The sequence below is a fragment of the Streptomyces botrytidirepellens genome, assembly GCF_003721215.1.
GTDB classification, from domain to species: Bacteria; Actinomycetota; Actinomycetes; order Streptomycetales; family Streptomycetaceae; genus Streptomyces; species Streptomyces himastatinicus.
Genome location: NZ_RIBZ01000306.1, coordinates 1 through 20,915 on the forward strand (window position 1 = coordinate 1; position 20,915 = coordinate 20,915).

Annotated in this window: 16 protein-coding genes; 10 read left to right on the forward strand and 6 right to left on the reverse strand. The window is 70.8% G+C overall.

Annotation, left to right across the window (positions count from 1 at the left end; genetic code table 11):
* Positions 1 to 349 precede the first annotated feature (349 nt).
* Complete coding sequence (gene ychF / locus EEJ42_RS25710; RefSeq protein WP_123103358.1) at positions 350 to 1,438, forward strand: redox-regulated ATPase YchF; 1,089 nt, start codon at positions 350 to 352, stop codon at positions 1,436 to 1,438.
* A gap of 555 nt (positions 1,439 to 1,993) precedes the next feature.
* On the opposite strand, the gene EEJ42_RS25715 is transcribed toward ychF, so the two are convergent.
* Positions 1,994 to 2,383, reverse strand: a complete 390-nt coding sequence (locus EEJ42_RS25715; RefSeq protein ID WP_123103360.1) for a DNA-binding protein — start codon at positions 2,381 to 2,383, stop codon at positions 1,994 to 1,996.
* A 456-nt stretch (positions 2,384 to 2,839) separates the two neighbouring features.
* Here EEJ42_RS25715 and EEJ42_RS25720 point away from each other — a divergent pair, with 456 nt between their 5' ends.
* The gene (locus EEJ42_RS25720; protein WP_123103362.1) at positions 2,840 to 3,865 is read left to right on the forward strand and encodes an asparaginase; all 1,026 of its coding nucleotides are present in this window, start codon (positions 2,840 to 2,842) and stop codon (positions 3,863 to 3,865) included.
* A gap of 119 nt (positions 3,866 to 3,984) precedes the next feature.
* On the opposite strand, the gene EEJ42_RS25725 is transcribed toward EEJ42_RS25720, so the two are convergent.
* On the reverse strand, positions 3,985 to 5,421 hold the full coding sequence (locus EEJ42_RS25725) for a M1 family metallopeptidase (RefSeq protein WP_123103384.1): 1,437 nt from the start codon (positions 5,419 to 5,421) through the stop codon (positions 3,985 to 3,987).
* A gap of 151 nt (positions 5,422 to 5,572) precedes the next feature.
* Between EEJ42_RS25725 and EEJ42_RS25730 the strand changes: the two genes are divergently transcribed.
* From EEJ42_RS25730 to EEJ42_RS25760, 7 genes are all read left to right on the forward strand, one after another.
* On the forward strand, positions 5,573 to 6,325 hold the full coding sequence (locus EEJ42_RS25730; RefSeq protein WP_123103364.1) for a GntR family transcriptional regulator: 753 nt from the start codon (positions 5,573 to 5,575) through the stop codon (positions 6,323 to 6,325).
* Positions 6,326 to 6,459: 134 nt separating this feature from the next.
* Complete coding sequence (locus EEJ42_RS25735; RefSeq protein ID WP_123103366.1) at positions 6,460 to 8,178, forward strand: purine-cytosine permease family protein; 1,719 nt, start codon at positions 6,460 to 6,462, stop codon at positions 8,176 to 8,178.
* Between the two features lie 387 nt (positions 8,179 to 8,565).
* Positions 8,566 to 10,218: an APC family permease gene (locus tag EEJ42_RS25740; protein WP_123103368.1), complete on the forward strand. Its 1,653-nt coding sequence runs from the start codon at positions 8,566 to 8,568 to the stop codon at positions 10,216 to 10,218.
* Positions 10,219 to 10,366: 148 nt separating this feature from the next.
* A complete protein-coding gene (locus EEJ42_RS25745) occupies positions 10,367 to 10,552 on the forward strand; it encodes an SPOR domain-containing protein (RefSeq protein WP_063735773.1) in 186 nt (61 codons plus the stop codon).
* A gap of 154 nt (positions 10,553 to 10,706) precedes the next feature.
* Positions 10,707 to 11,126 (forward strand): (deoxy)nucleoside triphosphate pyrophosphohydrolase, encoded by a 420-nt coding sequence (locus EEJ42_RS25750; RefSeq protein ID WP_123103370.1) that lies wholly within the window; start codon positions 10,707 to 10,709, stop codon positions 11,124 to 11,126.
* Positions 11,127 to 11,271: 145 nt separating this feature from the next.
* Positions 11,272 to 11,709: an ATP-binding protein gene (locus tag EEJ42_RS25755; RefSeq protein ID WP_123103372.1), complete on the forward strand. Its 438-nt coding sequence runs from the start codon at positions 11,272 to 11,274 to the stop codon at positions 11,707 to 11,709.
* Positions 11,710 to 11,878: 169 nt separating this feature from the next.
* Positions 11,879 to 14,605 carry a SpoIIE family protein phosphatase gene (locus tag EEJ42_RS25760; RefSeq protein ID WP_184503275.1) on the forward strand — a complete coding sequence of 909 codons (2,727 nt, stop codon included), beginning with the start codon at positions 11,879 to 11,881 and terminating at the stop codon, positions 14,603 to 14,605.
* Positions 14,606 to 14,645: 40 nt separating this feature from the next.
* Here EEJ42_RS25760 and EEJ42_RS25765 read toward each other — a convergent pair whose 3' ends face one another.
* From EEJ42_RS25765 to EEJ42_RS25780, 4 genes are all read right to left on the reverse strand, one after another.
* A complete protein-coding gene (locus EEJ42_RS25765) occupies positions 14,646 to 15,416 on the reverse strand; it encodes a succinate dehydrogenase/fumarate reductase iron-sulfur subunit (protein ID WP_123103376.1) in 771 nt (256 codons plus the stop codon).
* Entirely contained in the window at positions 15,413 to 17,407 is a 1,995-nt protein-coding gene (locus EEJ42_RS25770; RefSeq protein WP_123103378.1) for a fumarate reductase/succinate dehydrogenase flavoprotein subunit, read from the reverse strand. Before EEJ42_RS25770 ends, EEJ42_RS25765 begins: the two co-directional genes overlap by 4 nt.
* 17 nt (positions 17,408 to 17,424) lie before the next feature.
* A complete protein-coding gene (locus tag EEJ42_RS25775) occupies positions 17,425 to 18,270 on the reverse strand; it encodes a hypothetical protein (RefSeq protein WP_123103380.1) in 846 nt (281 codons plus the stop codon).
* Positions 18,271 to 18,349: 79 nt separating this feature from the next.
* Positions 18,350 to 18,637, reverse strand: a complete 288-nt coding sequence (locus EEJ42_RS25780) for a hypothetical protein (RefSeq protein WP_009715311.1) — start codon at positions 18,635 to 18,637, stop codon at positions 18,350 to 18,352.
* 297 nt (positions 18,638 to 18,934) lie between these two features.
* Between EEJ42_RS25780 and EEJ42_RS25785 the strand changes: the two genes are divergently transcribed.
* On the forward strand, positions 18,935 to 20,857 hold the full coding sequence (locus EEJ42_RS25785) for an ABC transporter family substrate-binding protein (protein WP_123103382.1): 1,923 nt from the start codon (positions 18,935 to 18,937) through the stop codon (positions 20,855 to 20,857).
* The last annotated feature ends 58 nt before the right edge of the window (positions 20,858 to 20,915 follow it).

Here is a 20,915-nt window from a genome sequence, read left to right on the forward strand (position 1 = left end):
GCGCCGCCCGGGCCCTGCCCCCCGCTCCTGCTGCGGCCCCCGCTCCTGCCCGGGTACGTGTCGTCCGCCGCCGGCCGGGGCGAGGGGGCGGCCGCCCGCCGGGGCGTACGTGTCCTGTAGTGCTCCACCAGACCAACGTAGGTGGGCGGAGGGCTGGAATCCGGACTGGGACACGCCCTTCGCGGGACCTTGGCAGTCTGTTCGACTGATTGTCAGCCCGGGAGGGTGACGGTCCGCCCGGGCGGGTGACCGGAGGCGGCCCCGTAGACTGGTGGACCGGCCCCCGTGGGGGCCGTGCCCCTGTCCTTGCATTCGATCCCGCTACGGGAAGCTACGGGAAGTCGCCAACGTGTCGCTCACGATCGGAATCGTCGGTCTGCCGAATGTCGGCAAGTCGACCCTGTTCAACGCCCTGACCAAGAACGACGTGCTGGCGGCCAACTACCCGTTCGCCACCATCGAGCCCAACGTCGGTGTCGTCGGCGTCCCCGACCCCCGCCTCGACAAGCTCGTCGAGCTGTTCGGCTCGGCCCGCAAGCTCCCCGCCACCGTCGACTTCGTCGACATCGCCGGGATCGTCAAGGGCGCCTCGGAGGGCGAGGGCCTGGGCAACAAGTTCCTGGCGAACATCCGTGAGTCCGACGCGATCTGCCAGGTCATCCGCGCCTTCAAGGACGAGAACGTCGTCCACGTCGACGGGAAGATCTCGCCCAAGAGCGACATCGAGACGATCAACACCGAGCTGATCCTGGCCGACCTCCAGACCATCGAGAAGGTGCTGCCCCGCCTGGTCAAGGAGTCCCGGATCCAGAAGGACAAGCAGGCCCAGGTCAAGGCCGTCGAGGAGGCCAAGGCCATCCTGGACGAGGGCCGCACCCTCTTCTCCGCGGGCATCGTCCAGGGCAGCGAGCGCGCCGCCCTCCTCCACGACCTGCACCTGCTCACCACCAAGCCGTTCCTCTACGTCTTCAACGTCGACGAGGACGAGCTGACCGACGAGGACTTCAAGGCCGAGCAGCGCTCCCTCGTCGCCCCCGCCGAGGCGATCTTCCTCAACGCCAAGCTCGAGGCCGACCTCGCCGAGCTGGACGACGAGGAGGCCCTCGAACTCCTCCAGTCCGTCGGCCAGACCGAACCCGGCCTCGCCACCCTCGCCCACGTCGGCTTCAACACCCTCGGCCTCCAGACCTACCTCACGGCCGGTCCCAAGGAGTCCCGCGCCTGGACCATCAAGAAGGGCGCCACGGCCCCCGAGGCGGCCGGTGTCATCCACACCGACTTCCAGAAGGGCTTCATCAAGGCCGAGGTCATCTCCTTCGACGACCTGGTCGAGACGGGCTCCGTCGCCGACGCCCGCTCGGCGGGCAAGGCGCGCATGGAGGGCAAGGACTACGTGATGCGCGACGGTGACGTGGTGGAGTTCCGCTTCAACGTCTAATACGTCCAGCGAAAGGCCGTCTGACCTGCGGCGGAGCGGGTCGGGCGGCCTTTGCGGTCCGCACAGAGTCCGCAGCCTGCTTGCTGCTGACCACGTTCTGATCGCTCCGAACTGCGCGCACCCGTTCAGCGCCAGGCACGGTGCCTCTACGCTGATCAGCGGCGGGTAGGGCAAGCTGATAGCTTCTCTGCTCAGACCCGGTCGACGCGCAACCCACGAGGCACGGGCTCGCATCCGCACGCTGCTGGCGCTGGAGGCCCACACCGGTCCGGAGGCACGGGTCTCCGATAAGGATGTCGACCGGGTGCAGGCAAGCATTCGTGGGGGAGCGGCGCGCTCGGAGGATTTCCCCAAGGCTGGAGCAGCTCGCTACTGCCACGGACGGCGGTCGGCCAGCGACCTGGCCAGTGCTCTCGGCCCCGATGGCTCCGGGGGAAAGCAAGGTGCGCCGGGCAGTTGCTGCCAGGCGCACCGAGGTGATGGTGACGGAAGCCCTCGCCGCCGACGGCGTTCAGGCCCCCCGGGCGTTGCGGGTGGTGAGGGTCAGGCATCGGGTCACGAGGTGCACACCTTCGACAGGTGGCCCGCCGCCTTCTTGATGCCGCTCAGGTCCGGCGTCGCGTCGCCGCTCTCGGCCGCCTTCTGGGCTTTGTCGACAGCCGTCTGTAGGTCGTTGATCGCCTGGTCGAGGTCGGTGTCGTCCCTCTTGTCGGTGACCTTGCCCAGGTCTTTCTCGATCTCGTCGAGTGCCTTCTTCGTTGTCTCCGGACTCCCACCGCCGCCGGAGACCTTCTCCCGGAGGTCGTCGACAGCCATGGAGATGTCCGTAGCCACCTGGCCACAGTCGAGCGCCTTGTCCAGGGCGTCGCAGCCGATCAGTGCGGTGGCGGCCAGCGCGGCGGCGGCTGAGGTGACAGCGACTCGGGTGCGTACAACAGAAGGCACAGGGGTCCTCGCATTCCTGAAGTGACAGTGGTCGGCGCGCGACTACAGAGACTCCCGCAGGGGCTGCTTCGGTTGCTCGCAGCCGCCCAGTTGCCGGTAACCGGCGACCGCGAGGGGCACGGCGGTGTGGGCGCGGCTGCCGATTCCGGTGGTTGGATCTTGGCTGGATCGGGACAGCTGACCCCGACCTGAATTCGCTTCAACGCCTGGCCTCCACGGCCTGACCCGCGTGCGGATCACGGCGCCGCAACCCCCTGCCCCACCACCCGGCGGCAGGGGATGCGCACCATTGTCGGCACCGGGACGGGGTTGGTGGCGGGGGCCCGCGGATGACCACGGACGCAACGGACGCCGCGAGCACGACCGGAGTCGCGACCCGTCCCCCGCACAGGTCGGCGCACGCGGTTCCGCTTGACTGTCCACAGCTCTTCGACACCGACCAGGCGGAGGAACGCCATGTCACTGACCGGCCGGAGCGTCGCCGTCTTCGCCCTCGGCGGCACCATCGCCACCACCGCGGATCCCCTGACCGGCGGGTTGTCCCCCGCCCTGTCCGCGGAGCAGCTCCTGCGCTCCGTGAGTGGACTGGACGCCTTGGGGGTCGAGCTGCGCGTCCACGACTTCCGTCGTCTGCCCAGCGCCTCACTGTCGTTGGCGGATCTCGACGCGCTCCACGCCGCCATCAGGGAGGAGCTCGACTCCGGGCGGGTGGACGGCGTCGTGGTCGTCCAGGGAACGGACACCATCGAGGAGACGGCCTTCTATCTCGACCTGCTGCACCAAGGCGAGGAGCCGGTCGTCTTCACCGGAGCGATGCGCGACGCGACCAAGGCCGGCCCCGACGGACCGGCCAACCTGTACGCCGCCGTCATCGCGGCAGCCGGACCGTGGCTGCGAGGGGCGGGCTGCGTCGTCGTCCTCGGCGACGAGGTGCACGCCGCACGAACGGTCCGGAAGAGCCACACGACCAGCCCCGCCGCCTTCACCTCACCCGGCTCCGGCCCCCTCGGACTGGTGGCCGAGGCACGGGTGATGCTCCATCAGCACCTGCCCCGGAGGATCACCGGCCCGCCCGACACCGGCGGAACGGCGGGCCCGCGCCCGGTGCGGGTCGCGCTGCACACCGTGGCCTTCGGGGACGACGGCACACAACTGGACCTGCTGGACGGTCAGTGTGACGGGCTCGTCCTCGCGGCCCTCGGCGCCGGGCACGTTCCCGAATGGCTGGTCCCCCGGCTCCGCCGGCTCGCGGACCGGATCCCCGTCGTCCTCACCTCCCGCATCGACCACGGCCCCGTCCTCACCCGCACCTACGACTACCCGGGCTCCGAGCGGGACCTCCTCGCCGGCGGACTGATCGCCGGGGGTGACCTCAGCCCGTACAAGGCCCGCCTGCTCCTCCTCCGCCTCCTCTCCACCGGCTGCCACGACCGAACGCGCATCGCCGAAGCCTTCGCCGCCATCGGCCGGCGCGGCTGGTAGGGCTCATCGCCGTTTCCCGACCTTGGACGCCCTCAGGACCGAGTCCCTGGAGGACGGTCGCCGGCCGCCGCGCGTCACTGGCTGCGGCCGCGCTCCTGACCGGCGTCGGCTGACGGGCGTCATCGCTTCGGTTTGGCCTTGGCGTACAGCCAGGTGGTGAAGAGCTTGTCCAGGTCCTTGCCGGACAAGCGCTCGGACAGGGCGATGAACTGGCGCGTGTCGGCGTTGCCGTGGCGGTGGTCCCGCAGCCAGGTGCGGAGGATGCGGAAGAAGGTGCGGTCGCCGACGGTGCGGCGGAGTTGGTGGAGGGCCATCGCGCCGCGGCCGTAGACGGGTGGGTCGGAGATGTGGCCGGCGGAGGGCGGGGCGGCGGGTGGGAAGGACCAGATGCCCTTGCTCTCGTCGTCCGTGCCGTCGTAGAAGGCGTCGAAGGTCTGCTGGGCGGTGCGGCCGTGGTGCTGTTCGGTCCAGAGCCATTCGGCGTAGGTGGCGAAGCCCTCGTTGAGCCACATGTCCTTCCAGGTGCGCGGGGTGACCGAGTTGCCGAACCACTGGTGGGCGAGTTCGTGGACGATCAGGCGCTCGTCGGGGGCGGCGGCGAAGTAGGGCTTGGTCTGGGTTTCCAGGGCGTAGCCGAGCTCGGGGAGGCGGTCGACGATGGCGCCGGTGGAGGCGAAGGGGTAGGGGCCGAAGGTACGGCGTTCCCACGCGGTGATCTTGGTGATCCGGCCGGGGACGTCGCGGGAGGCATCGGCCTCGTCGGGGTCGATGGCGACGTACTGGGGGAGGCCGTGGGCGGTGGTGGTGTGGATGTCGAAGCGGCCGATCGCGACGGTGGCCAGGTAAGTGGCCATGGGGTCGCGGGTGCGCCAGTGGTGGGTGGTGCGGCCGTGGCGGGTGTCGCGGCGGGTGAGTTCGCCGTTGGAGACGGCCGCGTAGCCCCGGGGGACGGTGACGGTGATGTCGTACGTGGCCTTGTCGGAGGGGTGGTTGTTGCTGGGGAACCAGGTCATGGAGCCGGTCGGCTCGCCGAGTCCCACGGCGCCGTCGGCGGTCCGGAGCCAGCCCTCGCGGGAGCCGTCCGGGTCGGTGATGGCCTTCGGCTCGCCGTCGTAGACGACGGTGGTCGTGAAGGCGCGGCCCTTGGGGAGCGCGGCGGCGGGGGTGAGGGTCAGCTCGGTGCCGTCGCGGGTGGCGCGGGCGGGGCGGCCGTTCACGGTGGTGTTACGGACGTGCAGTCCGGCCAGGTCGAGGTGGAAGGAGCTGAGGGCGCGGGTGGCGCGGGCGGTGATCCGGGCGGTGCCGCGCAGCCGGTGGGTGCCGGGCGTGTAGTCGAGGGCGAGGCGGTAGTGGGTGACGTCGTAGCCGCCGTTGCCGAGGCGGGGGAAGAGGGGGTCGCCCTTGCCCGCCGCGCCCGGGGCCGGGGGCGCCTCGTGGGACGGTCCGGTGCAGGACGTGCCCAGCAGCAGGAGCGGGGCCAGGAGCAGGGCGCCGGGGAGGAGGCGTGCGGGTCGCTGGGGCACGGTTCTCCTCGGGTGGGCTGCCTGCGGGCTCATGATCACCATCAAACCGGGTGAACCGGATGCCTGTCGATATAAACGTCCCCGAACTGGAGTTCACCACTTCTAGTGAAGCTCTGGCCGTCAGTTGCTAGGGACAACCGACGGTTGTCAAGCTGTTGCTGACTGTCAACCACTGGGAGTGCACGTGGCCTTTGGTGACCAGCCCGCATACCTCCGTGTCGCCGACGACCTCCGGAAGAAGATCGTCGCGGGCGATCTGCCACCGCACGCCCGCCTCCCCTCCCAGGCGCGGATCCGCGAGGAGTACGGGGTCTCCGACACCGTCGCCCTCGAAGCGCGCAAGGTGCTCATGGCCGAGGGCCTGGTCGAGGGCCGTTCCGGGTCGGGTACGTACGTCCGTGAGCAGCCCGTCCCGCGCCGTCTGATGCGCACCGGCTACCACCCCCGGGGCGAGTCCAGCCCGTTCCGGCAGGAGCAGGGGGACGACCGGGTCAGCGGCACCTGGGACTGCGGGAGCGAACAGGAGGAGGCGAGCCCGGAGATCGCCGAGCGGCTGCGGGTCGAGCCGGGCGAGCGCGTCATGCGCACCCGGTATCTGTTCCGGGCGGCGGGCGAGCCGGTGATGCTCTCCACGTCCTGGGAGCCGCTCGCCGTCACCGGGCGTACGCCCGTGATGCTGCCCGAGGAGGGGCCGTTGGCCGGGCGCGGGGTGGTCGACCGGATGGCGGCCGTCGACATCGTGGTGGACAACGTGGCGGAGGAGGTCGGGGCGCGTCCGGGCCTCGCCGAGGAGGTGCTGGCGCTCGGCGGGGTGCCGGGCCATGTGGTGCTCGTGATCTCCCGTACGTACTTCGCGGGCGGTCGGCCGGTCGAGACGGCGGACGTGGTGACGCTGGCCGAGCGCTACCGGGTCGCGTACCACCTGCCGGTGAAGTGAGGCCGTGACCGCGAGTTTACGTCCGGCTCTTCGCCGTAACGGACCGGCAACGCCCGCTCGCGGCCTACCGACATGTCACCGTCCTAGCTTCCTCTGGCGTACCGCTCACGCGCCGAACGACAGGGGAAGCCGCCATGACGGACACGGTCACACCCGACCAGACGCAGACGGGCTCGACGGCGGCCCGCGCGCCGCGGCGCAGTTACGCCCGGCTCGCCGCCGACGAGAGCCGCGAGGACTATTCGCTGCGCTACGCGCCGCACTCCTACCGCCGTTGGTCGCCGACCATGGTCGCGTCGACGGCGCTCGGCGGCATCGCCTATCTCGCCGACTTCGCGATCGGCGCGTCCATCGTCTTCACGTACGGCTTCACCAGCGGTCTCGCCTCGATCCTCACCGCGGCGACGATCATCTTCCTGACCGGTATCCCGATCGCGCGCGCCTGTGCGACCTACGGGCTGGACATGGATCTGATCACCCGTGGCGCCGGGTTCGGCTACTTCGGGTCGACCCTGACCTCGCTCATCTATGCGAGCTTCACCTTCATCTTCTTCGCGCTGGAGGGCTCGATCATGGCGCAGGCCATGCATCAGGCCCTCCACATCCCGCTCCCCATCGGCTATCTGATCACCACTCTGATCGTCATCCCCATCGTCTTCCGCGGGATGGGCGCGCTCGCCAAGGTGCAGGCGTGGACGCAGCCGCTGTGGCTGATCGGGCTGGTGCTGCCGTTCGTGGTGCTCGCCTTCGAACGGCCGGACGCCTGGGCCTCGTTCGCCTCCTTCGGCGGTACGCAAGGGGCGGGGTCCGGCTTCGACTGGATCGGGTACGGGCTCGGCACCGGCGTGGCGCTCTCGCTGATCGCCCAGATCGGTGAGCAGGCCGACTATCTGCGCTTCATGCCCGCCAAGACCGAGCAGAACCGGCGGCGCTGGAATCTGGCGGTGCTGGCCGCCGGGCCCGGCTGGGTGGTGATCGGCGCGGCCAAGCAGCTCGGCGGCGCGTTCCTGGCCTTCGTGGCGCTCGGCGCGGTCGGCACGACCCATGCCCTGGAGCCGATCGCCCCGCAGATCGAGGCGTTGAAGCCGTGGCTCGGCTCGGTCGCGCTGCCGGCCGCCGCGCTGTTCGTCGTGGTCTCCCAGATCAAGATCAACGTGACCAACGCCTACAGCGGCTCCCTGTCCTGGTCCAACTTCTTCTCCCGGGTGACCCATCGCCACCCCGGCCGGGTCTGGTACATCTTCCTCAACCTCGCCATCGCGCTGGCGCTGATGGAGATGAACATGTTCGCGGCGCTCAACAAGCTGCTGGGCTTCTACTCCAACGTCGGCATCGCCTGGATCGCGGCGGTCACCGCCGATCTGGTGATCAACAAGCCGCTGGGGCTGAGCCCGAAGTACATCGAGTTCAAGCGCGCGTATCTGTACGCGGTGAACCCGGCGGGGTTCGGCGCGATGGTGATCGCCTCGACGGTGTCGATCATCGCCTTCTTCGGGGTGTTCGGCGAGGTGGCCGAGGCGTTCTCCACCTTCATCGCCTGCGGTCTGGCGCTGGTGCTCAGCCCGCTGCTGGCCTGGCTCACCGGGGGCCGCTACTACCTGGCCCGGCCGAACCCGGTGAACGGGCCGGGGGTTGAGGTGCCGGACATCACGGCCGTCCACACCTGTGCGGTGTGCGAGACGGCGTACGAGCTGCCGGACATCGCCGACTGCCCGGTGCGGGCCGGGGCGGTGTGCTCGCTGTGCTGTTCGCTGGACGCCGAGTGCGGCGACGCCTGCCGCAAGGGCCCCAAGGGTTCGCAGAGCGTGCCGGTGCTGTTGCCGGTGCCGACGGTGCGGGCGAGCGACGGGTAAAAGGCCGGTAATTTATTCGGCTGGTCTTTCTCCGGCTCGCGGCCAACTTGAGCTTGATTTGAGCTTGTTGGTCCATGGGTGGCGCCTTGTTCCCCGTGCTTCGCTATTCAAAACACATGCGTCGGAATCGATGCGCGCGACTTGTCGAATCGGGCACATTCGGCGATATCACAGCGGAATGGCTGCGCTGGTGAGGGCGCCGCGGCCGGCGCCGATCCGTACCGTCTGGCCAGCACCTTCGTGCGATGCCGATAAACGTGTTGCATAGATCACACGCGATGTCCGATAGCTCAGATCGACCTCAAGCCCGTAAAGCGCACCCTTATTTCGCTTGTACGATGGCGCGGTTTGCATCAGGTCTGGGGGGCGAAAGGAGCGTGAGGGGCGTTGACCACGGAGCAGGGTTCCCACTCGCATTACAAACGGTCACTCGGCACGGTGGCCCTCACCGCGGTGGGCCTCGGTTCGATCATCGGCTCCGGCTGGCTGTTCGGTGCCGCGCGGGCCGCGGCGCTGGCGGGCCCGGCGGCCATCTTCGCCTGGGTGATCGGCGCGGCGGTCGCCCTGACCATCGCCCTGACGTACTCCGAACTCGGTTCGATGTTCCCCAAGGCCGGCGGCATGGTGCGGTACGGCCAGTACTCGCACGGTTCGCTGGCCGGATACCTGGCCGCCTGGGCCAACTGGATCGCGATCGTCTCCGTCATCCCCGGTGAGGCGACCGCGTCCGTCCAGTACATGAGCTCCTGGGACTTCGGCTGGGCCAAGGAGCTGTACGACGGGAAGGAGCTGACCGGCAGCGGTGTCGCGCTCGCGTCCGTGCTGCTCGTCTTCTACTTCTTCCTCAACTGGTTCGCGATCACTCTCTTCGCGAAGACCAACACCGCGATCACCGTCTTCAAGGTCGTCGTGCCCACGCTGACCGCGGGCGCCCTGCTGATGGCGCACTTCGACACCGGCAACGTCACCGGCAACGGCGGCTTCACGCCGAACGGCTGGAACTCGGTGTTCACCGCCGTCGCCGTCTCCGGCATCGTCTGGGCGTACAACGGCTTCCAGTCGCCGCTGAACATGGCGGGCGAGGCCCGCAACCCGGGCAAGTCGCTGCCCAAGGCCGTCATCAGCTCCATCCTCATCGCGCTGGTGATCTACGTGGCCCTCCAGGTCGCGTTCCTGACCGCGGTCCCGGCGGCCGACCTCGCGCACGGCGGCTGGGCGAAGCTCTCGTACGACTCCCCGCTCGCCGACCTCTCCCTCGCCTGGGGGCTGAACTGGCTGGCGCTGCTGCTGTACGCGGACGCCTTCGTCTCCCCGTCCGGCACCGGCATGATCTACGCGGCCACCACCTCCCGCATGGTCCAGGGCGTCCAGGAGAACGGCCACCTGCCCGGCGTCTTCGGCAAGGTCGACCCGAAGACCGGCATTCCGCGTCCGGCGCTGGTGCTCAACCTGGTGGTCGCGTTCGCGTTCCTCGCGGTGTTCCGCGGCTGGGGCTCGCTGGCCGAGATCGTCTCCGTGGCGACCGTCATCTCGTACATCACCGGACCGGTCGCCGTGATGTCGCTGCGGCGACTCTCCCCGGACCTGCCGCGCCCGGTGAAGCTGCGCGCGATGCCGGTCATCGCGCCGATCGCGATGGTCTTCGGCTCGCTCGTCCTCTACTGGGCCCGCTGGCCGCTCACCGGCAAGGTCATCTTCATCATGGCGATCGGCCTGCCGATCTGGGCCTGGTACGAGCTGCGCAAGCCGTGGGCCGAGCTGAAGCCGCATCTGGCGGCGGGCGCCTGGATGGTGGCGTATCTGCTGGTCATGGCCGCGGTGTCGTGGGCCGGCGGCAAGGAGTTCGGCGGCCGCGGCTATCTGCCCGAGGGCTGGGACATCCTGGTCGTCACCCTGATCGCCCTCGGCTTCTACGTCTGGGGCGTGCGCAGCGCATGGCGCAATCCCACGCTGCTGGAGGCCGAGCGCGAGCTGGCCGACACCACGGCCGAGGAGCTGACCGGCGAGGCGGACCGGGAGACGGTCTCCACGCGCCGTTGAGCGCGTGGCCGGATGCGTGCCTCGTTGTAAGAACACGTATCCGCTGCGTGAAGGTAGGGCGTAGGCTCGGGCATATGCGGAACGGGATTTCCTTAACGGTGTCGCCCAGACGCGTGCCCGGGTGCGCCACAACGGAGGGGGCGGAGAGATGAGTGACGGCAACGCCGTGCTGCCATGGCTCGTCATCCGCCAGGACGGCAACGGCAACCGGTATCGCGTCGGCCGCTACGCCACGCGGACGGAGGCCCAGGAGGTCGCCGACCGACTGGACGACCAGGGGCAGGAGCAGCTCTACGTCGTCGAGCGGACCGCCGCGACCGGGCAGGCAGGCTGACGCCGCCCGTCCGAGCTGCCGTCCGTACAACCTGTAAAGGGCCTTGCCGCCGGCGGGCCGGAGTCTCCCGTTCGTCCGGGCGGGAGAATCCGGCCCGCCGGGCTCTGTGCCGGAGGCCCGGCGGGGCTGCGCGGACACGGCCTAGAGTGCGGGCATGACGGTGCGCGTGGTGGTGGGCGGAGCGGTGTTCGACCGGGGACGGCTGCTGGCCGCGCGGCGCAGCGCCCCGCCCGAGCTGGCCGGTCGCTGGGAGCTGCCCGGCGGCAAGGCCGAGCCCGGCGAGACCCCGCGGCAGGCCCTGGTGCGGGAGCTGCGCGAGGAGCTGGGCGTCGAGGTCGAGCCGCTGGAGCCGCTGCCCGGCGAGTGGCCGCTGAAGCCCGGCTATGTCCTGCGGGTGTGGACCGCCGCGCTGCGCTCCGGCGAGCCGCGTCCGCTGGAGGACCACGACGAGCTGCGCTGGCTGACCCCCGACCGGGTGGACGAGGTCGACTGGCTGGATGAGGACCGGCCCGCGGTCGCGGAGGCGGTCCGGCGGCTGCGCGCCGCGGAACACCCCCGTCCGCGCGCCCGCTGATCCCTTGTGAGCTCATTCGGCCCTGCCGGGGCGGCCCGGGGCGGTACCGCGGCCCGGAATTCGGGTATGTGCTGATTAACCCCTCTGAACCGTCTGAATCCCTCCATTTCGGCAGGGCGGCGCGGCGGCTGGAAGCGGCTGGGAAGTGATCGGCGTGAGTGAGAGCGCAGGGACGGCCGCCGGGCCCACCCCCGGTTTCGTCGAGTGGGTCTTCCCCGCCGAGCCGGGCTCCGTGCGTGCTGCCCGTTTCCTGGTCCGGCAGGCGCTGGACGACTGGGGGCTGTCGGCGCTGGGCGATGTGACGGCGCTGCTGGTGAGCGAACTGGTCACCAACGCCCTGCGGTACGCGAGTGGCCCGATCGGGCTGCGCATGTACGCCCGTCGCGAAACCGGCGTGCCGCGTTCCGTGCTGATGGTCGAGGTGTCCGACCCGCTGGAGGACCCGCCGCACGCGCGTACGGCGTCCCCGGAGGACGAGAGCGGCCGGGGGCTGGAGTTGATCGCCCGGGCCGCACTGCGCTGGGGCACCCGCCGGGGCCGGGCCGGAAAAACGGTGTGGTTCGAGCTGCCTCTCCCCGGTTAGGAGTGAGGGGGAGCGCTGATCTTGAGCGCTTCATCAAAAGCCGGGACGGAAACGGATTGCGGGCTGAGATAGTGCTGTGATCGTGAAGACCGTACTCCGGATGGCCGTGGTGCTGGATACTCGGCTATCTGTAGCCGGTCGGAGCACCTGAGCCGGAGGGGACGGGCGCATGAGCGAGAAGCCAGCGGGGGCGGATATCCCCGAGGAGACGGTCGGTTCGCAGGTGTCGCCCGTGTCGCAAATGTCATCGATGCCGGAATCGGCGTCCGCATCGGCGTCCGCATCGGCGCCCGTACCGGTGCCGGGGGCGATGCTGGGCTCGCTGTCCGATGTGTGGCAGAGCAGTCCGCCCGGATCGATCTATGACTACATCCGTGTCGCCTCCTTCTCGCTCGGGTCCGACGGCCGCATCGCACAGTGGAGTGAACGCGCCGCCGAGCTGCTGGGACTGACGGCGGCCCAGGCCCTCGGCAAGGACCCGGTGGACGCCTTCGTACCGGCTGAGCTGCGGGAGACCGGCCGCCGCAAGGTCGCCGACATCCTGGACGGCCGGGAGTGGACCGGCCTGGTTCCCTACCGCAGCCCCCAGGCGCCCGGCGGAGTCAGCATCGCCGAGGTGTATGTGATGCCGAGCCAGGACGAGGACGGGGAGCGCACCGCGCTCTGTATCGCCGTCGATGTGGGCGCGTTGCGCGGACTGGAAACCGATCTTGCCGCCTCACAGGCCGTTTTCGGTCAATCTCCGCTTGGTTTCTTTCTCTTCGGTACAGATTTGCGCATGCTCCGCGTCAACGAGCGCTTTGCGACGGTTTTCGGCCGCCCGGTCGAGGAGTACCGCGGCGCCACCGCGCACGATCTGCTGCCCCGGGGCGAGGCCGACCGGCTCGCCGCCGCCCTGCGCCAAGTCCTGGACAGCGGAAGCTCCCTGACGGACATGCCGATCATGGGCCCCGTCCCCGGCAGCCATGACCGCCGCCGCTGGTCGGTGTCGCTGTACCGGCTGCACAGCGGATCGGGCCGCCCCATCGGCATCGCCGGGCTCGCCACCGACGTCACCGGCCGCCGCCGCGCCGAGCAGGAGGCCGCGGGCGTACGCCGCAACCTGGCGCTGCTGAACGAGGCCGGGGCCCGAATAGGCACCTCGCTGGACCTGGAGACCACCGCCCGCGAACTCCTGGACGTGGCCGTCCCGCAGTTCTGCGACCTGGCCTCCGTCGACCTCTACCAGGGGCTGCTGTCCGGTGACGAGACCCCGCCCGGGCTCGCCGACGGCAGCGCCGAACTGCGCCGCGTCGCCTTCGCCAGCGCCGTCTCGGACGGCCCCGTCGCCTTCGGCGACATCTACCGCACCGACGACAGCGGCCAGGGCGAGCTGCCCAAGCCCATCGAGGTCGGCGAGGTGCACCGCTACCCCTTCCACTCGCTGTGCGCCCACGCCCTGCGCACCGCCCAGGTCCGGGTCGTCACCGGCCGCGACAGCGGCGAGGGCCTGGAGCTCGGCACCATGCTCCAGTCCACCCTCCTGGTGCCGATGGTCGCGCGCGACACCGTCGTCGGCCTCGCCCAGTTCTCCCGTACGAAGGGCAGCGAACCCTTCGGCGAACGGGACCGGGCGCTCGCCGTCGAACTGGCCGCCCGCGCCGCCGTCTCCATCGACAACGCCAGGCTCTACCGCAGAGAACACGAGCGCGCGCTGATCCTCCAGCGCAGCCTGCTCCCGCCCGGCGACCCTGAGGCCGCCGGGCTCGACATCGCCTGCCGCTATCTGCCGGGCAACGCGGCCACCGAGGTGGGCGGCGACTGGTTCGACGTCATCGAACTGCCCGGGCACCGCACCGCGCTGGTGGTCGGCGACGTGATGGGGCGCGGCCTGCGGGCCGCCGTCGCGATGGGCGAGCTGCGTACCGCCGTCCGCACCCTGGCCCTGCTGGACCTGGAGCCCGCCGAGGTGCTGTCCGCGCTGGACGAGATCGCCCGGGGACTGGGCGCGCCCGGCGGCTCGACCGCCGGGGCACGGGCCGCGGGGCGGTCCGCCGACGGCTCCTCCGACCTGTCCGAGGTCTACCTCGCCACCTGCGTCTACGCCGTCTACGACCCGGTCACCCGGCGCTGCACCTTCGCCAACGCGGGCCATCTGCCGCCCGCCCTGGTCGAACCGGGGGAGGGCGCCCTGCTGATGGAGGTGCCGCCGGGGATGCCGCTCGGGGTCGGCGGCGAGCCCTTCGAGGAGATCGAGGTCGAGCTGCCGGACGGCGCGCTGCTGGCCCTCTACACCGACGGCCTCGTCGAATCCCGCGACCACGCCCTCGACGAGGGGCTCCAGGACCTCCGTACCGCGCTGTCCACCGACGAGGGCGCCGACCGTCCCGACAGTTCGCTGGAGGACATCTGCGACCACGTCCTGAGCAGCCTCGACACCCACCACGGCGAGGACGACATCGCCCTGCTCATGGCCCGGGTGCAGGGCCTGCCGAGCGGGTCGGTCGGCGACTGGCAGCTGCCGAGTGACCCGCAGTCGGTCGGGCGGGCCCGGGAACTCGCCCGTGAGCAGCTGGAGTCCTGGGGCATGGAGGGCCTGGTCGACACCACCGAGCTGCTGGTCAGCGAGCTGGTGACCAACGCGCTGCGGTACGGGGAGGGCGAGATCCGGCTACGGCTGCTGCTGGACCGGACGCTGGTGTGCGAGGTCTGGGACGGCAACCTGGTCCAGCCGCGGCGGCGGCGCGCCCGCGACACCGACGAGGGCGGCCGCGGGCTTCAGCTGGTCGGCCTCCTCAGCGCGGGCTGGGGCAGCCGCCGCACCCCGCACGGCAAGACGGTCTGGTTCGAGCTGGCCCTCCCGGACGGCGAGTCCTCGGGCCCGGACTCGGTGGAAGCGCTGCTCAGCCTGTGGTGAGGCGCGGGCCCGTGTCACCACGGGCCCGCAAGACGCCAGGCTAGCCCTCCCGGCGGCGGATCTTGTTGCCCAGCCAGACCAGGGGGTCGTACTTGCGGTCCACGGCCCGCTCCTTGAGCGGGATCAGCGCATTGTCGGTGATCTTGATTCCCTCGGGGCAGACCTCCGTGCAGCACTTGGTGATGTTGCAGTACCCGAGACCGTGCTCGTCCTGGGCGGCCCGCTTGCGGTCGATACCGGCCTCGCCCGCCGCGTCCAGCGGATGCATGTCCAGCTCCGACACCCGCATCAGGAAGCGCGGGCCCGCGAACGCCTCCTTGTTCTGCTCGAAGTCGCGCAGGACGTGACAGGTGTCCTGGCACAGGAAGCACTCGATGCACTTGCGGAACTCCTGCGAGCGCCCCACGTCCTCCTGCTGCATCCGGTACTCGCCCGGGCCCAGGCCCTCCGGCGGGACGAAGGACGGCACCTCCCGGGCCTTGGTGTAGTTGTAGGACACGTCCGTGACCAGGTCACGGACGACCGGGAAGGCCCGCAGCGGCGTCAGGGTGATCGTCTCGTCGCGGCTGAAAACCGACATACGCGTCATGCACAGCAGCCGCGGCCGTCCGTTGATCTCGGCGCTGCACGAGCCGCATTTGCCCGCCTTGCAGTTCCAGCGGACCGCCAGGTCCGGTGCCTGGGTCGCCTGGAGGCGGTGGACGATGTCCAAAACCACTTCGCCCTCATTGACCTCGACGCGGAAGTCCCGCAGACCGCCGCCGTCCACATCGCCCCGCCACACCCGGAAGTGGGCCTCGTACGCGCTCACTGGGTCAGCTCCTCGTCCGTCAGGTACTTCACCAGCTCGTCCTTTTCGAACAGGTTCAGCAGGTCGGGCCGGATGGGCGGCGTCTCGCGCCGCTCCAGCCGGATCTGCCCGCGCCCGGGATCGGTCGGCGCGGCGAGACCGGCCGACGGGTCGGAGAGGCGGCAGACCAGGTTCACCCGGCGCCATTCGCGGTCCATCTCGGGATAGTCGTCGCGGGTGTGCCCGCCGCGGCTCTCGGTGCGCTCCAGGGCGGCGCGCGCCACGCACTCGCTGACCAGCAGCATGTTGCGCAGGTCGATGGCCAGGTGCCAGCCGGGGTTGAACTGCCGGTGGCCCTCGACCCCGGCCCGCCGCGCCCGGACCCGCAGCGCCGCCAGCCGGTGCAGCGCGTCCTCCATCTCACCGGCCCGCCGGATGATGCCCACCAGGTCGTTCATGGTCTGCTGGAGTTCCTGGTGCAGCGTGTACGGATTCTCGGCGGGGCTGGGCGGCTGCTCAGCCGCGGAGCCCGCAGAGCCCGCGGAGACGGCGGACGGCACCTCGACGTCCTCGGCGCTGAACGGCCGCAGCGCCTCGGCCGCCGCCAGGTCCAGCTGGGCGTCGTCGGGCACCGGGCGGGTGCCGGACGCGGCGGTCTCCTGTGCGTACCGGGCCGCGTGGAGCCCGGCGCGGCGGCCGAAGACCAGCAGGTCGGAGAGGGAGTTGCCGCCGAGCCGGTTGGAGCCGTGCATACCGCCCGCGACCTCGCCCGCGGCGAAGAGGCCGGGGACGCCGCTCGCGGCCGCGGTGTCCGGGTCGACGTCCACCCCGCCCATCACGTAGTGGCAGGTGGGGCCGACCTCCATGGGCTCGGCCGTGATGTCGACGTCGGCCAGCTCCTTGAACTGGTGGTGCATGGACGGCAGCCGCCGCGTGATCACCTCGGCGGGCATGCGGGTGGAGACGTCGAGGAAGACGCCGCCGTGCGGGGAGCCGCGGCCCGCCTTGACCTCGGCGTTGATGGCGCGGGCCACCTCGTCGCGGGGGAGCAGCTCGGGCGGGCGGCGGTTGTGGTCCGGGTCCTCGTACCAGCGGTCGCCCTCGTCCTCGGACTGGGCGTACTTCTCCTTGAAGACGTCCGGAATGTAGTCGAACATGAACCGCTTGCCGTCGCTGTTGCGCAGCACCCCGCCGTCCCCGCGCACCGACTCGGTGACGAGGATGCCCTTGACCGAGGGCGGCCAGACCATGCCGGTCGGGTGGAACTGCACGAACTCCATGTTGATCAGCGGGGCCCCGGCGAGGAGGGCCAGCGCGTGGCCGTCGCCGGTGTACTCCCAGGAGTTGGAGGTCACCTTGAAGGACTTGCCGATGCCGCCGGTGGCCAGCACCACGGCCGGTGCCTCGATCGCGAAGAAGCGGCCGGACTCCCGTTCGTAGCCGAAGACCCCGGCGACCCGCTCGCCCGCCGCGTCCTTGACGATGCGGGTGACCGTGCACTCCTGGAACACCTTGAGCCGCGCCTCGTAGTCGCCGGTCTCGGCCTTGTCCTCCTGCTGGAGGGAGACGATCTTCTGCTGGAGGGTGCGGATCAGCTCCAGGCCGGTGCGGTCCCCGACGTGGGCGAGCCGCGGGTACTCATGGCCGCCGAAGTTCCGCTGGGAGATCCTGCCGTCCGGGGTGCGGTCGAAGAGCGCGCCCCAGGTCTCCAGCTCCCAGACCCGGTCCGGGGCCTCCTGGGCGTGCAGCTCGGCCATCCGCCAGTGGTTGAGGAACTTGCCGCCGCGCATGGTGTCGCGGAAGTGCACCTGCCAGTTGTCGCCCGCGTTGACATTGCCCATGCTGGCGGCGATGCCGCCCTCGGCCATCACCGTGTGGGCCTTGCCGAACAGCGACTTGCAGATGACGGCGCAGCGCATGCCCTGTTCGCGTGCCTCGATCGCGGCCCGCAGCCCGGCGCCGCCCGCGCCGATCACGACCACGTCCCAGGCCTGACGTTCGACTTGCGTCATCGTTGAAGGCACCTCTCCTAGAAGAACCGGGGGTCGTCGAAGGCGCCGCTCGCCAGCAGGAACACATAGAAGTCGGCGACGGCGACACTGATCAGCGACGCCCAGGCCAGCTCCATGTGGCGCGCGTTGAGCGAGCTGACCCAGCCCCAGAGCCGGTAGCGCACCGGATGCCGGGAGAAGTGCTTGAGCCGGCCGCCGACGATGTGCCGGCAGGAGTGGCAGGAGAGGGTGTACGCCCAGATCAGCGCGATGTTGGCGAGCAGCACCAGGGTGCCGAGGCCCATGTGGCCCCACCGGCCGTGTTCGTCCCGGAAGGCGAGCACGGTGTCATAGGTGAGGATCCCCGCGACGATCACCGCGAAGTAGAAGAAGTAGCGGTGGATGTTCTGGAGGATGAGCGGGAAGCGGGTCTCGCCGGTGTAGTTGGCGCGCGGCTCGGCGACCGCGCAGGCCGGTGGTGAGGCCCAGAAGCCCCGGTAATACGCCTTGCGGTAGTAGTAGCAGGTCAGCCGGAAGCCGAGCGGGAAGATCAGGATCAGCAGGGCGGGGGACAGGCCCCACCACGCGCCGAAGATCTCCCAGTTCGCGCCGTCCTTCATGGGGACGCAGTTCTGGGCGACGCACGGCGAGTAGAACGGGGAGACGTACGGCTCGGCGTAGTAGTTGTCGCCGGCGAAGGCCCGCCACGTCGAGTAGACGATGAACGCGAACAGCCCGGCGGCGGTGACCGCGGGCGCCAGCCACCAGCGGTCGGTCCGCAGATGGCGGGCGGGGATGGCGGCGCGCGACGGGCTGCGCACGCCGCTCGTGGCCGCTTCCCGCTCGGAGGGCGTGGCGGCTTGGGGGTCGGTGCCAGTGGCCAAGGAAAACTCCGCGGTGGAGTGGTGTGGGGGACGGTCGGGCGCGGCCCCGTCGGGCCGGGTACGCGCCGGGCGACCCCTTTTAGGGAGCGTGACGGTCGCGCGCGCCGAGACCCTCGTCGTCGACGTCCGACCACAGCGCGCTGTTGTACGGGGCGTCGGGGACCGGGACCATCTCGGGGCGCGGCCGCTCCGCGCCGGGGGCCGTATCGCGCAGCAGGGCGAGACTCTCGCGCAGGTGGTCCGCGTCGGTGCGGACCCGTCGTATCTCCAGCCCGCCGGCGCCGACCCGGTCTTCCAGCCGGGTGACGGAACGGACCAGCTCGTCGAGACAGCGTTGGACGGCCGTCAAGTCGTCGTTCAAGGACATGACTTGCCCTCACTTCCGCGGTTGCGGTTGGCGGCGCTCATGCGACAGCGAGTGTTACGCGTCACAGTCCTGGTTGGGAAGGGATCTGCCGCGATTGGCGGAGTCACCGGCGTGATCACGCCGCCGTGCGCCGGGGTGCGCGCCGGTCGTACTGATCCGGTCGGGTGATCCTGTCCCCTCCATGGCCGTCCCGAGGTGCTGTCTCATGATCCGTCGCTTTGAGTAAGGAGTATATGCGACAGGCGTCAAAATGTGCGAAATGCGCTTAATATCGGCACACCCCGGAGGTCACGAGCCATGTCCATCGACAAGCGACGCTGCGCCGTGCTGCTCGCCGCGGGAGTGCTGCTGCCGCTGCCCGCCCTCACCGGGTGCAGCTCCGGCGACGACGACGGCCCGCCGTCGCCCGCGGCCCGGGACATCGCCCCGGCCTCCCGTGCGCAGACCGCCCCCGGCGGCACGCTGCGCTGGGCACTGGACGCCCGGCCCGCGACCTTCAACGCCTTCCAGACCTCCGCCGACACCGGCACCGAGCGGATCGCCGGGGCCGTGCTGCCCGCGCTCCACACCCTCGACGCCCGCGGCCGCCCGCAGCGCAACGGCGACTACCTGGAGTCCGCCGAGGTGGTCTCGCGCGAGCCCAAGCAGGTCGTGGTCTACAAGCTCAACCCCAAGGCGGTGTGGAGCGACGGCCGCCCGCTGGGCGCTGCGGACTTCTCCGCCCAGTGGAAGGCGCTGCGCGGCACGGAGAACGCCTACTGGACCGCGCGCAACGCCGGGTACGACCGCATCGCCAGGATCCAGCCGGGGGAGAAGGACCACGAGGTCAAGGTCACCTTCGCCAAGCCGTACACCGACTGGCGGTCGCTGTTCACGCCCCTGTACCCGAAGAGCATGATGAGCAACCCGGCCGTCTTCAACGCCGGGGCCCGCAAGGGGCTCGCCGTCACCTCCGGCCCCTTCATGGTCCGCGCGGTGAAGGACACCTCCGTCACCCTCGTACGGAACCCCAAGTGGTGGGGCGACCGGGCGCGGCTGAACCGGCTGGTCTTCGAGGCCGTCCCGGCCCGGAAGCGGGCCGCCGCCCTGGTCGACGGGACCCTCGACATGGCCGAGGTCGACCGGTCGACGGCGCGCCGCATCCAGGCCGCCGAGCCCGCCGGGAAGCGGGCCGCAGGGGCCAGGCTGCACCCCTCCGGCAAGGCGGGCGCGCCCAAGCTGGAGACCCACGGACAGGACGCCGCGGACGCCACGCGCGCCCGGGCGGAGGCCGAGCGGGTGGACGCCGGGAAGGCGCAGGGGTCCGAGCGGTCCGAGGCCGTGGCCCTGCGCCGGTACGCGCTGCGCACGGCGCTGGACCCCGCGTACACCCAGCTCGCCATCAACGGCGCCAAGGGGCCGCTCGCGGATGAGCGGGTGCGCCGCGCGGTGGCCCGCGCGATCGACCGGCAGGCGCTCGCCAAGCTCGTGCTGAAGCCGTTCGGGCTGCCCACCGAGCCGCTCGGCAACCATCTGCTGATGTCCGAGCAGAAGGGCTACAAGGACCACAGCGGCGCCCTCGGCGGCCCCGACACCCAGGCCGCGCAGTCCCTGCTCGCCGACGCGGGCTGGCGCCCCGGCGGCTCGTCCGCCCGCCAGAAGTCCGTCGACGGCAAGACGGACGAGCGGTCCGGGCGCTCCCACCCGGCCGTCGTGCGGAAGAAGGGGCGGCCGCTGGTGCTGCGCTTCGTCCTCCCGTCCGACTCCGGCGGCTCGCTGCGCGCCGTCGGCGAGCGCATCGGCCGGATGCTGGAGGAGATCGGCGTCCGCACCGAGATCACCAAGGTGAAGGGCGACTCCTTCTTCAAGGACCACATCGCCACCGGCAAGTACGACCTGGCCCTCTACTCCTGGCCCGCCTCCGCCTACCCGGCGACCGACGGCCGCCCGATCTATGCCAAGCCCCAGCCCGCCGCGGACGGCTCGCTGGTGGTGGAGCAGAACTACACCCGGGTCGGTACGGACCAGATCGACCAGCTCTTCGACGAGGCGCTCACCGAGCTGGACGGCGGCGCCTCGCGCGCCCTGGTCGGCCGGGCGGACGCCCGGATCTGGGCGGCGGCCGGATCGATCCCGCTCTACCAGCCCCCGCAGCTGGTCGCGGTCCGGAAGACGGTGGGCAACGCCGGAGCGTTCGGCTTCGCCACCCCCCGCTACCAGGACATCGGCTTCCGCAAATAGCGGGGACAGCGACGGGCGGGACGGCGCGGGGACGGGTGGCGGCATCCGTCCCCGCGCC